This is a genomic window from Brachybacterium sp. SGAir0954 (assembly GCF_005490785.1).
GTDB lineage: Bacteria > Actinomycetota > Actinomycetes > Actinomycetales > Dermabacteraceae > Brachybacterium > Brachybacterium rhamnosum.
Window position 1 is genome coordinate 2,906,302 of sequence record NZ_CP027295.1, and the last position, 14,789, is coordinate 2,921,090.

Annotated in this window: 10 protein-coding genes; 4 read left to right on the plus strand and 6 right to left on the minus strand. The window is 76.3% G+C overall.

Annotated elements, in window-relative coordinates; all coding sequences use genetic code 11:
• The first annotated feature begins 54 nt into the window (after positions 1–54).
• Both C1N80_RS13065 and C1N80_RS13070 read left to right on the plus strand, forming a co-directional pair.
• Complete coding sequence (locus C1N80_RS13065; RefSeq protein WP_137771168.1) at positions 55–1,518, plus strand: zinc-dependent metalloprotease; 1,464 nt, start codon at positions 55–57, stop codon at positions 1,516–1,518.
• Entirely contained in the window at positions 1,508–2,134 is a 627-nt protein-coding gene (locus C1N80_RS13070) for an NUDIX hydrolase (RefSeq protein ID WP_137771169.1), read from the plus strand. The genes C1N80_RS13065 and C1N80_RS13070 overlap by 11 nt, the downstream gene beginning before the upstream one ends.
• Here C1N80_RS13070 and C1N80_RS13075 read toward each other — a convergent pair.
• On the minus strand, positions 2,113–2,727 hold the full coding sequence (locus tag C1N80_RS13075) for a M48 family metallopeptidase (protein WP_137771170.1): 615 nt from the start codon (positions 2,725–2,727) through the stop codon (positions 2,113–2,115). The genes C1N80_RS13070 and C1N80_RS13075 overlap by 22 nt on opposite strands.
• Before the next feature lie 483 nt (positions 2,728–3,210).
• On the opposite strand from C1N80_RS13075, the gene C1N80_RS13080 reads away from it, so the two are divergent.
• On the plus strand, positions 3,211–3,369 hold the full coding sequence (locus tag C1N80_RS13080; protein ID WP_137771171.1) for a DUF5679 domain-containing protein: 159 nt from the start codon (positions 3,211–3,213) through the stop codon (positions 3,367–3,369).
• A gap of 144 nt (positions 3,370–3,513) precedes the next feature.
• Here the strand turns inward: C1N80_RS13080 and C1N80_RS13085 are convergent, their stop codons facing one another.
• The 3 genes from C1N80_RS13085 to nudC all read right to left on the minus strand — a co-directional run bounded on the left by C1N80_RS13085 (position 3,514) and on the right by nudC (position 7,176).
• A complete protein-coding gene (locus C1N80_RS13085; RefSeq protein ID WP_137771172.1) occupies positions 3,514–3,801 on the minus strand; it encodes a WhiB family transcriptional regulator in 288 nt (95 codons plus the stop codon).
• A gap of 361 nt (positions 3,802–4,162) precedes the next feature.
• Entirely contained in the window at positions 4,163–6,253 is a 2,091-nt protein-coding gene (locus C1N80_RS13090) for an ATP-dependent DNA helicase UvrD2 (RefSeq protein WP_137771173.1), read from the minus strand.
• Entirely contained in the window at positions 6,253–7,176 is a 924-nt protein-coding gene (gene nudC, locus C1N80_RS13095; protein ID WP_137771174.1) for an NAD(+) diphosphatase, read from the minus strand. Before nudC ends, C1N80_RS13090 begins: the two co-directional genes overlap by 1 nt.
• Positions 7,177–7,225: 49 nt before the next feature.
• Here nudC and C1N80_RS13100 point away from each other — a divergent pair, with 49 nt between their 5' ends.
• Positions 7,226–8,278 (plus strand): phosphotransferase, encoded by a 1,053-nt coding sequence (locus C1N80_RS13100; protein ID WP_137771175.1) that lies wholly within the window; start codon positions 7,226–7,228, stop codon positions 8,276–8,278.
• A gap of 26 nt (positions 8,279–8,304) precedes the next feature.
• Here the strand turns inward: C1N80_RS13100 and C1N80_RS13105 are convergent, their stop codons facing one another.
• Positions 8,305–11,562: an ATP-dependent DNA helicase gene (locus tag C1N80_RS13105; protein WP_240811136.1), complete on the minus strand. Its 3,258-nt coding sequence runs from the start codon at positions 11,560–11,562 to the stop codon at positions 8,305–8,307.
• Positions 11,559–14,738 carry a UrvD/REP family ATP-dependent DNA helicase gene (locus C1N80_RS13110; RefSeq protein ID WP_137771176.1) on the minus strand — a complete coding sequence of 1,060 codons (3,180 nt, stop codon included), beginning with the start codon at positions 14,736–14,738 and terminating at the stop codon, positions 11,559–11,561. The genes C1N80_RS13105 and C1N80_RS13110 overlap by 4 nt, the downstream gene beginning before the upstream one ends.
• Positions 14,739–14,789 lie beyond the last annotated feature (51 nt).

Genomic DNA, 14,789 nt, shown 5'->3' on the forward strand with positions numbered 1-14,789 from the left:
CACCCCCAGGCTGTGCTCGGTACGCTGGGCGGCGACGAACCTCTGGAGGTGGCGATGAGCCAGAACCCGATGCCGGGAGGGTCCGGCGACATGGACGAGGAAGCCCTGAAGCGCCTGCTGAAGGAGACCTTCGGCGACGCGCTGCCGGAGGGCGCGCTGGACGGCCTCGACCTCGGCGCGATCGCGGCGCAGGCGAACCTGCCGCAGGACCCGGCGCAGCTGCGCGCCGCCGCGGCGCAGATGCAGCAGATGTTCATGGGCTCCGGGGAGGGCCCCGTGAACTGGACGATGGCGGAGGACCTCGCGCGGCGCGCCGCGGTGGGCTCTCTCCAGATCCCCGGAGCGCCCGGGGCTCCCGCGCCCACGGGCTCGCCGGGGGATCCCGATCCCACCCCCGCCCAGGTGCAGGAGCTGCGGGAGGCCGCGCAGGTGGCACGGCTGTGGCTGGACCCCGTGCTCGCGATCGACGTGCCCGCAGCGGAGCTCGCCGTGTTCAGCCGCGGCACCTGGCTGCATCGCACGCTCCCCCGCTGGCGCTCCCTCGTGGAGCCCGTCGCGGCGTACATGGCCGGGGCGATCGGCGAGGCGATCGCCGCGCAGACCGCCCAGATGGGCGAGGCGGCGCTGCCGGGCGGCGCGGATCCGGCCGGGATGATGGAGCGGATCGGCGGAACGCTCTTCGCCGTCCAGTACGGCCAGGCGATCGGCACCCTCGCCCGTGAGGCGATGGGCACCACCGATCTCTCGCTGCCGCTGGGCCGCGACGGCGAGCCGGCCCTCGTGGCCGCGAACGTCGCCGATCTCGTGGACGAGAACTCGCTGGACGCGCCCGCGGCACGGATCTTCCTCGCCGCCCGGGAGATCGCGCACACGGCCCTGTTCGCGGCCGCCCCCTGGCTCGGGAAGGCGCTGTTCTCCGCGATCGACGACTACGCCCGCGGGATCACCCTGGACCTCGACGCGCTCGACGAGGCGGTGCGGGAGCTCGACCTCTCCGACCCCGAGTCGCTGCAGTCCCGGCGCCCCGAGGACCTCTTCGTCTTCACCCGCCGGGCCGCCCAGGAGCGAGCGCTCGAGGAGCTCGCGACGACCCTCGCGCTCATCGAGGCGTGGGTCGACCACGTGACCTCCCGCGCGCTCGAGGGCAAGCTGCCCCAGCTGGACGCGCTGCGCGAGGTCCTGCGGCGCCGCCGTGCCTCCGGCTCCCCGGCCGAGCAGATGCTCGCGAGCACCGTCGGCATCGAGCTGCGTCCCCGCCGCGTGCGCGAGGCGCTCAGCTGGTGGGAGAGCGTCCTCGCGACGGAGGGCATCGAGGGCCGTGAGGCGAAGTGGGCGCACCCGGACCTGCTGCCGGGCTCCGAGGTGCTCTCCGGGACGCCGCAGGCGCCGCGGCCGGCCCCCGAGGGCGCCGGCGACGGCGCGGAGGCCGTGGAGCTGCCCGCGGACTTCGACGCGGAGCTCGAGAAGCTGCTGCGCGAGGAGGAGGGCGGCACCGACGCCTCCGGCGATGGGCGCTGAGCCGGCGCCCGCCGGCCCGAGCAGCGTCGACGGCCTGCGGGACCGGGCGCTCCTCGAGCTCGCGGCGGCCCGTGACGCGGGCATCGACGGCGCGGCCGACTACCTCTCGGTGCTCCGCGCCGAGCCCGATGCCCTGTGGCGCGACGGCGGCCCGCGGCACCTGACCGCGAGCGCCGTGGTGATCGACGCGCCGGCGGAGCACGTGGCGCTCGTCTGGCATCGCAAGGGCCGCTTCTGGGTGCAGCCCGGCGGTCACCTCGAGGCGGGCGACCCCTCCCTCGAGGCCGCCGCGCGGCGCGAGGTCGCCGAGGAGATCGGCCTGGACGATCTGGAGCGCGTGGGCCCCGGGCCCGCGGTGCTGCACCGCCATGCGCTCTCGGCCGCCTTCGGGAGCTGCCGGGAGCACTGGGACGTGCAGCACCTCTTCCGCGCCGCAGCGCCCGCGGCGGAGCTGACCCTGCGTCCGAGCGACGAGTCGCCGGAGGTGCGCTGGGTGCCCTGGCCGCTGCTCAGCACCGGCCCCGAGCGCTCAGTGGCGGAGCTCCCCGAGGGGACCGTCGAGGACATGCCGGAGAAGCTCGCGGCGATCGCGCGCTACCTCTCGACGTCGTCCTGATCGGGGTCCCCGAGACCCTGCTCCCCGCCGGCCTCGTCGAGCGCCCAGGCGTAGCCGCGCAGGAAGCCGTCCGCCCGCTCGGCGAGCGGGTAGCGGTGCAGGAGCGCCTGGAAGGCGGGGCCGTGCCCCGGCTCCAGGAGATGCACGAGCTCGTGCATGACCACGGCCCGCACCACCCAGTCCGGCATGCCCTGGAGACGGTCGGAGAGACGGATCGTCCCCGTTGAGGGGGTGCAGGATCCCCAGCGCTGGTTCTGCCGCGAGGTCCACGTGATCGAGCGCGGACGGGCGCGCCCTTCCAGGTGGTCGGCCGAGAGCTCCCGCGCGAGCGCGACGAGGTCCTCGTCACTGCGGGCTCTGGGGGCATGGGCCTCCATCTTCGCCCCGTACCGCACCAGCAGCCCCTCGACCGCCTCCCGCTCCTGGGCCGCGCTGTAGGTGGACGGGATCGCGACGACGAGGCGACCCTCGCGCAGGCGGATCTCGACGCTGCGCCGGCGCTGCGCCGAGCGGCGCACCCAGACCTCCTCCCCGCGCGGTCCGCGGGCGTCGACGCGGTACGGGGCAGGGACGGCGGAGGCGCGACGGGGCATGGCGCACAGCCTGTCACGTGAGTGTGGGATCTTTTCTCCGTCCACAGCTGTGCGCTCGAGATCTGCAGGTCACAGGCCTTTCCAGGGGATATCCCGCCTCTCCTCCACAGCAGGCGCACCACCGCCCACGTGTCGTCCACAGCCCGTGGGCACTTGTCCACAATCCATCCCCGACGCAGCTTTGACCGACGGCGCCCGGTGGGGATACGTTCAGCAGGACGTGGGGCCCCGGGATAACTAGCAGGACGCACACGGGGAAGGTGCGCGTGGTGCTGAGCGCCCCCGGGGCCCCACGGCTCGAAGGGCCGATGTCGGCCTCCTTCGGACCCGACGCGGGCCCGTCGCACGCACTTCCTCCGCTCCTCCGGGAGCCCCTTGAACCCGAAGCGTGCGACGGGCCGCCCCACGGAGCGTTACAGTGAACGGCCGGCGGTCCCCTTGAGCGGATCGCCTCCACCGAATCACCGATTTCAAGGAGCGGGTATGGCCGACGAGACCTACGCCGGAGAGTTCTACTGCGTCAAGTGCCGGGAGAAGCGAGAGGCCGAGGGCAACGTCGTCGTCTCCAACGGTCGGCGCATGGCGAAGGCCGTGTGCCCCGTGTGCGGCACCAAGCTGAACCGGATCCTCGGCAAGGCCTGATCGCGACCACGACGCCGGACGGGGCGGGACACCAGCTGGTGTCCCGCCCCGTCGGTGCTCTCGGGCGGTGTGCCACGACATCCGCGACGTCGGAGGCGTCGGGGGTCGGTGCGCGCGCCCGGTCGGTGCGTCGCGCGCATCGGCTCAGGCGGCGTTCTTGCGGGGACGCCCACGGCCGCGCTTGACGGCGATGATGCGGCCCGCGTCGAAGATGGCCCCGCCCCAGACGCCCCAGGGCTCGGAGCGCTCGAGAGCGCCGCGACGGCACTCCTCGAGGAGCGGGCAGCCGGTGCACAGGACCTTCGCCTGCTCGAGATCGGCGGGCCGCTCCGAGAAGAAGAGGTCGGCCGCCTCCGGCTCATGGCAGGGCAGGAGATCCGCTGCGAGAGCGGTCGGGAACGGGAATGCGGTGGTGAAGGTGGAGGAGGTCATCGTCTCGCTGCTTCAGGAATCGTCGTGGGGAGCCGGTGGGCTCCGAGGGGCGGCGGTGGTGGCGGCCCCGGCAGCGAGAGAGCGTTCTCGTCAGCTGCGCGTGGGCACCACGGGGGAGAGCGTGCGCAGGCGGGCAGTGCCGCCGGTGGGCACGGAGCTTCCTCCGATGAGATCTGCATAATCGATCACGACGACACCTCCTTCTCTCTCTGCGCGCGGCCCGGTCTCCCGGTTCACGACGATCAACGATGGACGACGGCGAGTCTACACACCCCGCAGGACGGGGCCAATCTTTTTTTGACCTGGGTTTTCGTCCGTCTGCGGCAGCCCGTCAGCGCATGTCAGCGCATGTCAGCGCATGTCAGCGCATGTCATCGAGGACGGCCAGGATGGCCTCCCCGTGGCGCTGGATCGCCGTCGCCCCGAGCCCCGGCACGGCCAGCAGCTCACGGGCGGTGCGGGGGTTCCGCTCGGCGATCGCCTCGAGCGCGGCGTCGGTGAGCACCGCGAAGGGCGGGCTGCCCTGCTCCCGTGCCCGCTGCGCGCGCCACGTGCGGAGCGCGTCGCGCACCTTCTCCCCCGCGCCGGCGGGGCAGCCGCCGTGGCGGCCCACCCGCTGCTCGCGTGCGGAGACCAGCGCCTCGCCGCACACCGTGCACTCGCTGTACACGGTCGCGCCGCGGCGCCCCGTGCGGCGCGCGGTCGCCCCTCCCCCGCCCGCTGGCTCCGCGGGGGCGGCGATGATGCCGTCGAGGAAGCGTGAGGGCTTGCGGGACCCGCGGGCCCCCGGCGTGCGCGCGGCGGCCCAGCTGATCGTCAGGAGGTCGCGGGCGCGGGTGAGCGCCACGTAGAAGAGCCGTCGCTCCTCCTCGATCTCCATCGCCGTGCGGGCCATGGAGATCGGCAGCAGGCCGTCGCTCGCCCCGACCAGGTGCACGACCGGCCACTCCAGGCCCTTCGCCGCGTGCACGGAGGCGAGGGTGACGCCGTCGACCACCGGCGCGGACTGCGCCTCGGCCCGCTCCTCGAGCTCCCGGACCACCTCGGGCAGCCCGGCGCCGGGCCGGGCGAGGACGGTGTCCGCGAGGCCGACGAGCGCCTGCAGGGAGTCCCAGCGCTCGCGGAGCGCCCCCGTCCCCTCGGGCGGGTTCGGGGACCAGCCCAGCTGGGTGAGCACGTCCCGCACCGCGCGATCCGGCTCGAGCTGCTCGACGCGGGTCGCGGCCCGCAGGGTGACCATCGCGCGCCGCACCTCCTGCCGGTCGAAGAACCGGTCGCCGCCGCGCACGAGGTAGCCGATGCCGCGCGCGGTGAGCGCCTGCTCGAGGGCCTCGGACTGGCTGTTGGTGCGGAAGAGCACCGCCATGTCGGAGGCGCTGCGCCCCTCCTCGATCAGCTCCGCGATGCGTGCCGCCGTGCCCTGCGCCTCGGCGTCGTCGTCCGCGAAGTGCTCGACCACCGGCGGGGGGCCGGCGGGCCGCTGCGCGACGAGGGTCAGCCGGGAGGCGCGGGTGCGGCCGCGCGCCCCGTCGAGCACCGTGTTCGCGACCCGCACGATCTGCGGGGTCGAGCGGTAGTTGCGCTCGAGGCGGATGGTGCGGGCGCGCGGGAACTCCTTGCCGAAGTCCAGCAGGAACGAGGCGCGCGCCCCGGCGAACGTGTAGATCGTCTGCGCGGCGTCGCCCACCACGCAGAGGTCGTCGGAGCTGCCGAGCCACAGCCGCAGCAGCGCGTGCTGGAGCGTCGAGACGTCCTGGTACTCGTCGACGACGAGATGGCGGTACTGGGAGCGCACCTCGCGGGCGACGTCGGCCCGCTCGGTGAGGAAGCCGACCATGTGCAGCAGGACGTCCTCGAAGTCGAGCACGCCGCGCTCCTTCTTCACCTCCTCGTACTGGGTGAGGATGCGGGAGATCGAGCGGGAGTCGAAGCCGGCGACCCCGGGCCGCTGGGCGGCCTCCGCGGCGGCCGGGTAGGACTCGGGGGTCAGCATCGACACGCGGGACCACTCGACCTCGGCGACGATGTCGCGCAGCGCCGCGCGGTCCACGCTCATGTGCAGGCGCTGGCAGGCCTCGCCGATGCCCGCGTACTTCTGCGGCATGAGCTCCGGCATGGGGCCGCCCACCACGCGCGGCCAGAAGTGGCGCAGCTGGCGCAGCGCCGCCGAGTGGAAGGTGCGGGCCTGCACGGCGGGGACGCCGAGGTCGCGCAGCCGCGAGCGCATCTCCGCGGCGGCCTTCGCGGTGAAGGTCACGGCGAGCACGTGCTTGGGGTCCATGCGGCCGGTCGCGACGCCGTGGGCGATGCGGTGCGTGATCGCACGGGTCTTGCCCGTGCCGGCGCCGGCGAGCACGCACAGCGGCGCGCCGAAGCTCGTGGCGACCTCTCGCTGCTCGGGGTCCAGCGCCTCCAGGAGCTGCTCGGCGGTGGGAGGGGTGGTCTCGTCCATCAGGCGCGCGGGTCCTCCGCCTCGTCCAGCCAGTCGTCGATGAGGGCGCGGCCCAGGGACGCCGTGCCGGGGATGCCCACGGAGCCGTCCTCGACCGCGGCGCGCAGCTCCTCCCGGGTGAACCAGCGGGCCTCGGCGATCTCGCCGTCGGCCAGGGTGAGGGTGTCCGTGCCGCGGATCCAGGCGCGGTAGCCGAGCATGAGCGAGCGGGGGAAGGGCCAGGGCTGGCTGCCCACGTACTGCACCTCGGCGACGTCGAGCCCGACCTCCTCGGCGACCTCGCGCGCGACCGCGCCCTCGAGCGTCTCCCCCGGCTCGACGAAGCCGGCGAGCACGGAGTGGAAGCCCGTGGGGAAGTGGGCGTTGCGGGCGAGCAGCAGGCGGCCGGCGCCGTCGCGGACGGACATGATCACGGCGGGATCGGTGCGCGGGAAGTGCTCGCTGCCGTCCTCCGTGCAGCGCAGCACCCAGCCGCCCATCTCCGCGGAGAGCAGCGCCCCGCACAGCGGGCAGTGGCGCATGGAGCGGTGCCAGGCACCCATCGAGGTCGCGGCGAGGGCGAGATCGGCGTCGTCCTCGGCGAGATCGGAGGCGACGTGACGGAGGTCGCGGAGATCACGGCCGGGGTCGTCGAGCTCGGGGCTCGGCTCGGCGATCTCGACGCCCAGCACGCGCCGGCCGTCACGGCGACCCAGCAGCACGAGCGGCTGGACGGTGCCGCCGCGGGGGTCGTCGGTCTCGAGCACGACGTGCAGCAGGCCGTCCTCGTCCTCGCTCATCGCGGCCGCTCCGGCACGGGTCACGACGTAGCGCGCGTCCTCCCCCGGCTCGAGGATCGAGGGGTCCGAGCGCTCGAGCGCGCTGCGGTCGGGGTCCAGGAGGGTGAGGGGTGTGCGCAGGTGCGGTCCACGGAGCGTCGGCATGGCCTCGAGCCTACGCGGACCACGGAGGCCGGGCGGGTACGGTGGACGAGTGCATCGCAACTCCTTCTCCCTGGCCGCCCTCGCCGCTGCTGCGGTCCCGGGCCTGGTGCCCGCGCTGACCACGCCGATCGCCACGCCCGCCGAGGAGCTCGACGTCGCGGGCGTCGTCGGTGAGGACTCCCAGCGCGTGGTGGTCCGCTCCCCGGCGTCGACCGCCGCAGGGGTGCGACTGGACCGCGATCTCACCGTCGCGGACGCCCTGACCGGCACCCCCCTGCGCGGCGTCGTCCCGCCCGTGCTCGGTTTCGTCAAGCTCGCCGAGGGCGGCCGCGCCGCGGTGAGCGCCGCCCCCGCCGGGCACCCGCTCATGCTCGACGAGCTGCAGGACTCCCCCGGCCTCGCCCGTTCCCTGGGCCAGGTGCTCGCCCGCATCCACACCGTGCCCCGCTACGCGGCGGAGGCGGCCGGGGTCGAGAGCTTCACCGCGGCCGCCCTGCTCTCCGAGCACGCGGACCGCGTGCGCCGCGCCCGTGAGGGCGGCCACCTCCCCGCCGCGGTCTCCCAGCGCTGGGAGTCCCTGCTGGCCGACGCCGACCTGTGGGACTTCACGCCCCAGTTCATCCACGCGGACCTCTCCGAGGAGTCGCTGTTCGCCGCGGAGGACCGCATCAGCGCCGTGCTCTCGTGGCACGGGGCGAAGGTCGCCGATCCCGCCACGGATCTCGCCTGGCTCATCTCCTCCCTCGACACCGAGCGCTTCGACGAGCTGTACGCCGCCTACCGCGAGGAGCTCCCCACCGAGGTGCACCCGCGCCTGGTCGAGCGCGCGCAGGCGATCGGCGAGTTCGCCGTGTGCGAGTGGCTCCTGCACGGGCTGGACACCGAGGACCAGGAGATCGTCCAGGACGCCCGGGTCATGATCTCCGACCTCGACCACGACCTCGCGCAGCTCGCGCGCGAGGAGGCGGAGCGCACCTACGAGGAGCTCCACGCCGATCGGCGCGAGCCCGTCGCCGCGGGCCAGGACCCCGCGCCCGAGCAGCGGTCCGCCGCCCCCGAGGACGTCGAGCACCCCGGGACCTCCGAGCGTCCCGGGCACTGACCGGGTGACGGGCCCCGCGCCCGGCCTCAGTCGCCGCGGAGCCTGCTCTCGACCGCCGCACGCGAGGGATGACGCGTCACCTCGTGCGTGACGCCTGCGGCCACGTAGTGGAAGGCGGTGCGGATCCGTGACAGCGGCGTGCCCGTCGCCTCGTGCCAGGCCAGGCGGTACAGCGTGAGCTGCAGCGAGAGCGCCCGCAGCCGCGCCGGGGGCGGCACCTGCCCCGTCTTCCAGTCCACGATCATCACGCCGTCCCCGCCGTCCGGATCGGGGAAGACGGCGTCGATCACGCCGCGCACCGCCACCTCGCCGATCCGCGTGGTCACGGGGTGCTCCACGGCGATCGGGGTGCGGTCGGCCCACTCCGAGGCGGCGAAGGCGTCCCGCAGCGCGGCGGCGGAGCCCGCCGGCCCCTCGTCGTCGTGGTCCGCGAGATCGGCGAGGTCCTCGAGGTCCAGGAGCGCCCCCGCGTCGAAGCGGTGCTCGAGCCAGGCGTGGAAGGCGGTGCCCCGCGAGGCGGCGGCGGAGGGCCGGCGCGGGAGCGGGCGCAGCAGGTCCAGCGCGGCGCCCGTCGGGTCCTGCGCCTGCGCGACGACCTGCGAGGCGGACAGCCGGGCCGGGGAGTGCACCTCGGGGCGCGCGCGATGCTCGGCGAGGTCGGCGAGGGCCCGCTCCACGAGGGTCGCGAGCGCCGGGTCCGCGATCTCCCGATCGGCGGCGCCCGCCTCCGCGACGAGCCGGGCCGCACGATCGCGGGCGGCCTCCTCGGGCCCCGGGTCGGCGGGGAACAGCGCGGTGCGCCGGGAGGAGACCAGCGGGTTCTCCTCGGGGACCTCCTCGACCCGGCGGAAGGCCGGCGGCACGAGGTTCGCGATCTCGGCGAGATAGCGGGAGCGGGGCCGGGGCCGGCTCGCGTCCTGCCGCCAGGCGGCGGAGGTCAGCAGCAGCCGGCGCCGCGCCCGGGTCACCGCGACGTACATGAGCCGGCGGTCCTCCCGCAGCGACTCCTCCCCCTGGGCGAGCTGGTACTCGTCCACGAGCTCCTCGGCGTCGACCTGGGTGTCCGCCTCGGCCCACCGCAGCTCGGGGAGCGTTTCGGCGTCGCCGCGCAGGGCGGTGGGGACGGCGGCGTCGGCGAGCGGACCCAGCCAGCCGCTCGCGGGCACGCGCACCCGCCCCTCCTCGTCGGTGCGCGCGCGGCGCAGGTCGTAGGAGGGCACGGACCCCTCGGTGAGCCCGGCGACCGCGACGAGGTCCCATTCGAGACCCTTCGCGGAATGCATGGTCACGACCGTGACCGCGCCGGGCGGCGGCTCGGTCTGCGCGGCGGCGGAGACGGACAGCCCCGCCTCCTCGTCCTCGCTGATCTCGAGGAGGTCGAGGTAGGCGCCGAGACCGCCCTGCTGCGCCCCGGACTCGAAGGCGGCGGCGTGGTCGCGCAGCGCCTCGAGGTCGCGCAGCACGGCCGGGTCGGCGTCCCGCTCGAGCAGCGCGAGGTCCACGTCGAGCGCGCGAACGGCCGCGGTGACGAGGTCCGGCAGCGGCAGCGGGAGCAGCCGGCGCACGGTGCGCAGCACGGCCTGCAGACGCACCAGCCGTGCCCGGCCCTCCTCCCCCAGCTCCCGGCCCTGCGGGTCCTCCCAGCCGTGGGGCGGGAGGTCGTCGAGGGCGTCCACGAGGGACACCTGGACGGCCTCGTCGGCGGCGCCCGGTCCTCCTCCCGCGCGGCGTGCGAGGTGGTCGCGCCAGCGGCCCAGGACCGCGAGGTCCCGGGCGCCCAGGCTCACGCGCGGTCCGGTGAGCAGGCGCATCAGCGCGTCGCCGCGCGAGGGGTCGTGGGCGCACGTGAGCAGGGCGCGGACGTCCGCGACCTCGGGCCGGTGCAGGAGCCCGCCGAGCCCCACGACGGCCGCCTCGAGACCCGCGGCCTCGAGACCCGCGACGAGCGCGGGGATCTGCCGACGGGCCCGCACGAGCACCGCGGCGCTCGGCACGTCCTCGTCCGGGCCGGCCTCGGCGCGCCGCTCGAGCACCCAGGCGGCGATCGCGGCCGCCTCGGTGGACTCGTCGGCCGCCTCGTGCACCTCGACCGCGCCCTCCCCCGCGCCGGGGCGCGAGCGCAGCTCGGGGATGTCGACCCCGGCACCGGCCGCGCGCAGCGGTCCGGCGAGCCGGTTGGCGACGGCGAGCGGGGCCTCGTCGTTGCGCCAGGACGTGGACAGGGAGCGCTGGAGCACGGGGGCGCCCGGCGCCGCGAAGGAGCGGGCGAAGCCGGCGAGCGAGGCGGCGGAGGCACCGCGCCAGCCGTAGATCGCCTGCTGCGGATCGCCCACCGCGCAGGCGGCGTGCCCGGGGCCGAAGAGGTCGGTGAGCATGCGCAGCTGCGCCACCGAGGTGTCCTGGAACTCGTCGAGCAGGACCACGCGGTGGCGGCGTCGGGCGTCCTCCGCCGCGGCGGGGACCTCCGCCGCGATCCTCGCCGCGATCCCGATCTGGTCGGCGAAGTCGAGGGCGGCGCGCTGGTGGCGGACCTCGGCGAAGCGCTCGAGCAGGGGGATCAGGGCGAGGCGCTGCTCGAGCGCGTCGAGCACGCCGGCGACCTTCTTCGGCGTCACCCGGCGCCGTCCCTCGGCCTGGAGCGGGATCCCCGCGAGGTGGTCCCGGACCCGGGCGAGGTGCTCGCGCAGCTGCTCGGGCGCCACGAGATGGTCGGAGAGGGAGGAGGTCAGCGAGATGAGCGCGGCGGTGAGCGTCGCCGGGGAGGCGTCGAGGTCGAGGGAGTCGTCCGCGGACTCGACGAGGGTGTGCGCGAGCTGCCAGGACGCGGAGGCGGACATCATCGTCAGCTCCGGGTCGAGGCCGACGGCGAGCGCGTGCTCGCGCACGAGGTCGAGGGCGAAGCCGTTGTAGGTCGCGACCGTCGGCTGCTGACCCACGAGCTCGTCCGCCCCGCGCTCGAGCCCCGGCGGGAGGGCGAGCCCCTCGGCGCGCAGCGCGTCGGCGAGCGCGGAGAGCCGCGCCCCGATCCGATGGGAGAGCTCCCCGGCGGCCTTGCGGGTGAAGGTGAGCCCGAGCACGTGGCGGGGCTCGACGATCCCGTTGGCGATGAGCCAGACGACGCGGGAGGCCATGGTCTCCGTCTTCCCGGATCCGGCGCCGGCGACGACGAGCATCGGCGCGAGCGGCGCCTCGATGACGGCGCGCTGCTCCTCGGTGGGCGGCGGCTGGTCGAGCAGGGCGGCGAGCTCGAGCGCGGGCAGGCGAACGGCGGGCGCGGCGGTCACAGCTGCTCCCCCTCGGGCTGGAGCGGGCACGAGGCGCGCACCGCGCAGTGCGTGCAGTGCGGGTTGCGGCGGGCGACGACCCGGGTCCCCGAGACCTCCTCGGCGACGAGCGCGACGGCGCGCGCGAACCACTCCGGGTCCTCGGCGGCGGTGAGCGCGCCCTGGCCGCGGACGGCGGCCCGGCGGCCCCCGCCGCCGAGGTAGACGAGCTCCGCCCCGCCCAGGCGCTCGCCCGCGTCCTCCCCGAGCGCCTCGGCGAAGGCGCCCTCCTGCACGGCCGTCTGGTAGGCGGCGAGCTGGAGGTCCTCCGCGGCCGCGGCCTTCGTCTTCGGGGCGCCGGTCTTGAGGTCGACGACGCGCAGCCCGGTCGCGTCCCCCTCGATGCGGTCGACGGTGCCGCGCAGGCGCACGGGGTGCTCGCCCGCGAGCTCGACCTCGAAGGGTGCCTCGATCGCGAGCGGGGGCGCGGCGGCCGTGCGAAGGTGCTCGGCGAGGAGCCGGGCGGCGTCCTCGGCCCGGCGCACGCGGCGTCGGCCGGACCACGTGTCGAGCCCGGGGACGCCGCGCAGCAGCGTGTGCAGGCGGGCGAGGAGGTCCTCTTCCCCCGCCTCGCCGCGCGGGTCCTCCTGGGCGAGGCGGTGCACGGCGGTGCCGAGGACCTGGGCGGGGCCGGAGGCGCGGGAGCCGCCGGCCCGCTCGAACAGCCAGGCGCGAGGGCAGGCGTGGGCGCGCTCGAGGGCGGAGGGGGACAGCGGCACGGCGGTCCCGGGCTCCTGCAGCGCCTCCTCGCTCGAGGGGCGCTGGTGGTACCAGGCGGTGGGGTCCGCGCCGGGCGCCCCGGCCTCGCCGAGGGCGCGCAGCGCGACCGCGGCATCCAGGTCGGGACCAGAGGCGTCGTCGGCCTCCCGCAGGCGACGTCGCAGGGTCGCGACGAGGGTGCGCGCATCGGGGGCGGGTCCGGGGTCCTGCCGGAGGGTCTCCGCGTCCGTCCAGGCGGGGAGGCCGAGCGCCTCGAGCGCCTCGAGCAGCGCCGAGGGGCTCGTCTCCCCGTCCTCGACGGCGGTGACGAGCACGCGGGTCCGGGCCCGGGAGAGGGCGCTCACCGCGAGGCGCACCTCGTCGGCGACGACCTGCGCGCGCTGGGCGGCGTGCAGCGTGTCCGGGTCCGGGGGCGGCTCCTGCCCGGGCCGGGCAGCGCCGACGAGGGAGAGCTCGGCCGCGCCGAACAGCGTCGAGCGCAGGCGCAGGTTCGGCCAGGCCCCCTCCTGGAGCCGCGCGAGGACGATCGTGTCGCGGTCCTCCCCGGCGAGCTGCGCCGGGGTGAGCACGGCGAGGCGTCCGCGGGGCGCCGCGGAGGCGGCGAGGGTGTCCTCGACCACGGCCTGGCCGCGGATCTGCTCGACGAGGTCGAGGGCCCCGGCGCCCGGCCGGCGGTCCGCGAGGCGCTCGGCGGCGGCGAACAGCTCGAGCAGGGCGTCGAGGCGGCCGGAGGCGAGGCGGGCACGGGCGCCGTCGGCGTCCTCCGCCGCGCCGAGGGCCGCTCGCCGCCAGCCGCCGGCGAGCGCGGAGGCGTCCCACGCGGCCCACAGCACCTCCTGGGCGCCCTCCTCGGCGCGCGAGCGGACGGCCGCGATCATGGCGCGCACGCGGTGCACCGGCGCCGCGGCGCGGTCGCGCGCCTCGGCGGCCGGCAACCCCGGGACCTCCTCGGCGACGAGGGCCCGAGCGAGCAGCTGCTCACTCGGCGTCTCGTCCTCCTCGGGGCGGGCCGCGAGCAGGAGCCGCCGGATGCGGCGCAGGCGCAGCTGGTCCGCATCGCCGAAGGGCCCGCGCAGCAGCTCGAGCGCCTCGAGCGGATCGGGCTCCCGGGACAGCTCGTCCAGCCCCAGCTCGACGATGCGCAGGAGGTCCGCGACCACGGCCTCCTCGCGCAGCGGCCGCGGCCGGCGGGGCGTGCGCACCGGGAGGCCGCTGCGGGCGAGCAGATCGGCGACGTCCGCGACGGCGCTCCCCGAGCGGCACACGACCGCCATGTCGTCGTAGGGGATCTCCTCGCGGTGGTGGAGGTCGCGCAGGGCCGAGGCGAGCAGCCGGGCCTCATCGAGCGGGGAGCGCGCCCGCAGCACGGCGAGGCCGTCGTGCGAGCCCTCGAGGTCCCGCGGGCGGCGCAGCGCGCCCGGGGCCCCGGCGAGCGGCAGCCGGGACCGCAGGGAGTCCACGGCGAGCGCCGGCCCGGCGGGGACGACGCCGTCCGCGCCTCCCCCGTCGAGGACCACCTCCGTGAAGGGCCGGCCGAGGGCCTCGGCGAGGCGGGCCGCGGCGTCGGGCAGCGCGCCACGGAAGGTGTCGACCGCCTCGTCGGCGCACGCGGTGACGAGCACCCGCGCCCCGGCGCCCGCGAGCGCGAGGACCAGCGCGATGCCCGCGCTCGTGAGGTCCTGGGCGTCGTCGACGACGACCCTCGGGGCAGGGAGCTCGACGGCCCCGGCGGCCACGAGCCGGGCGGCGCGGCGCACGAGGCCGCCGCTGTCCAGGCGCGGCCCCGCGTCCAGCGCGGTCGCCGCCTCGAGGTCGAGCACGCCGAGGTAGTCGCGCAGCAGGGCGGCCGCGTCGCGCCAGGCGGGCCGCCCGCGCCGCCGCCCGAGCTCCTCGAGGTCGTCGGGTCCCAGCCCCAGCTCGGTGGCCCGCGTGACGAGGTCACGCAGCTCGGTCCGGAAGCCGGGCAGGGTGCGGGCCGCGGGGTCGACCTCGAGATGCCAGTCGGTGCGCTGGGCGATCAGCTCGGCGAGCAGGGCGTCCTGGTCCGCGCCCGTGACGAGGGTCGGCTCCCCGAGCCCGCGACGGGTGGCGTCCGAGCGCACGAGGGCGAAGCCGAGCGCGGCGGGGGTCATGACCCGCGCCTCCCGCGCCCCGTGCACGGCGAGCGCGTCCCGCAGCCGGGCGGCGGCCGCGCGGCGCGGGGCGAGCAGCAGCACCGGCTCCCCCGTCGCCGCGGCGGCGAGCGCGAGCGCGGTGCGACCCGCGCGGGGCGCCCCGTGGACGAGGACGTCGGCGCCCGCCCCGAACCGCTCGAGCGCCTCCCGCTGAGGAGCCCGGAGCGTGGCCGGGGTGCGCAGGGCGGGCAGCGCGTCGAGATCGGGACCGAGGAGGCGGAGGGCGGGGGCGGTGCTGGTCATGGCTCCCCCATTCCACCCCATGAGGCGGACGAACGGGACACGGGGCTAGAG

Bases quoted from the DNA above. Each gene is read 5' to 3' on its own strand.
- C1N80_RS13065 (WP_137771168.1), top strand. From the start codon at position 55: ATGAGCCAGAACCCGATGCCGGGAGGGTCCGGCGACATGGACGAGGAA.
- C1N80_RS13070 (WP_137771169.1), top strand. From the start codon at position 1,508: ATGGGCGCTGAGCCGGCGCCCGCCGGCCCGAGCAGCGTCGACGGCCTG.
- C1N80_RS13075 (WP_137771170.1), bottom strand. From the start codon at position 2,727: ATGCCCCGTCGCGCCTCCGCCGTCCCTGCCCCGTACCGCGTCGACGCC.
- C1N80_RS13080 (WP_137771171.1), top strand. From the start codon at position 3,211: ATGGCCGACGAGACCTACGCCGGAGAGTTCTACTGCGTCAAGTGCCGG.
- C1N80_RS13085 (WP_137771172.1), bottom strand. From the start codon at position 3,801: ATGACCTCCTCCACCTTCACCACCGCATTCCCGTTCCCGACCGCTCTC.
- C1N80_RS13090 (WP_137771173.1), bottom strand. From the start codon at position 6,253: ATGGACGAGACCACCCCTCCCACCGCCGAGCAGCTCCTGGAGGCGCTG.
- nudC (WP_137771174.1), bottom strand. From the start codon at position 7,176: ATGCCGACGCTCCGTGGACCGCACCTGCGCACACCCCTCACCCTCCTG.
- C1N80_RS13110 (WP_137771176.1), bottom strand. From the start codon at position 14,738: ATGACCAGCACCGCCCCCGCCCTCCGCCTCCTCGGTCCCGATCTCGAC.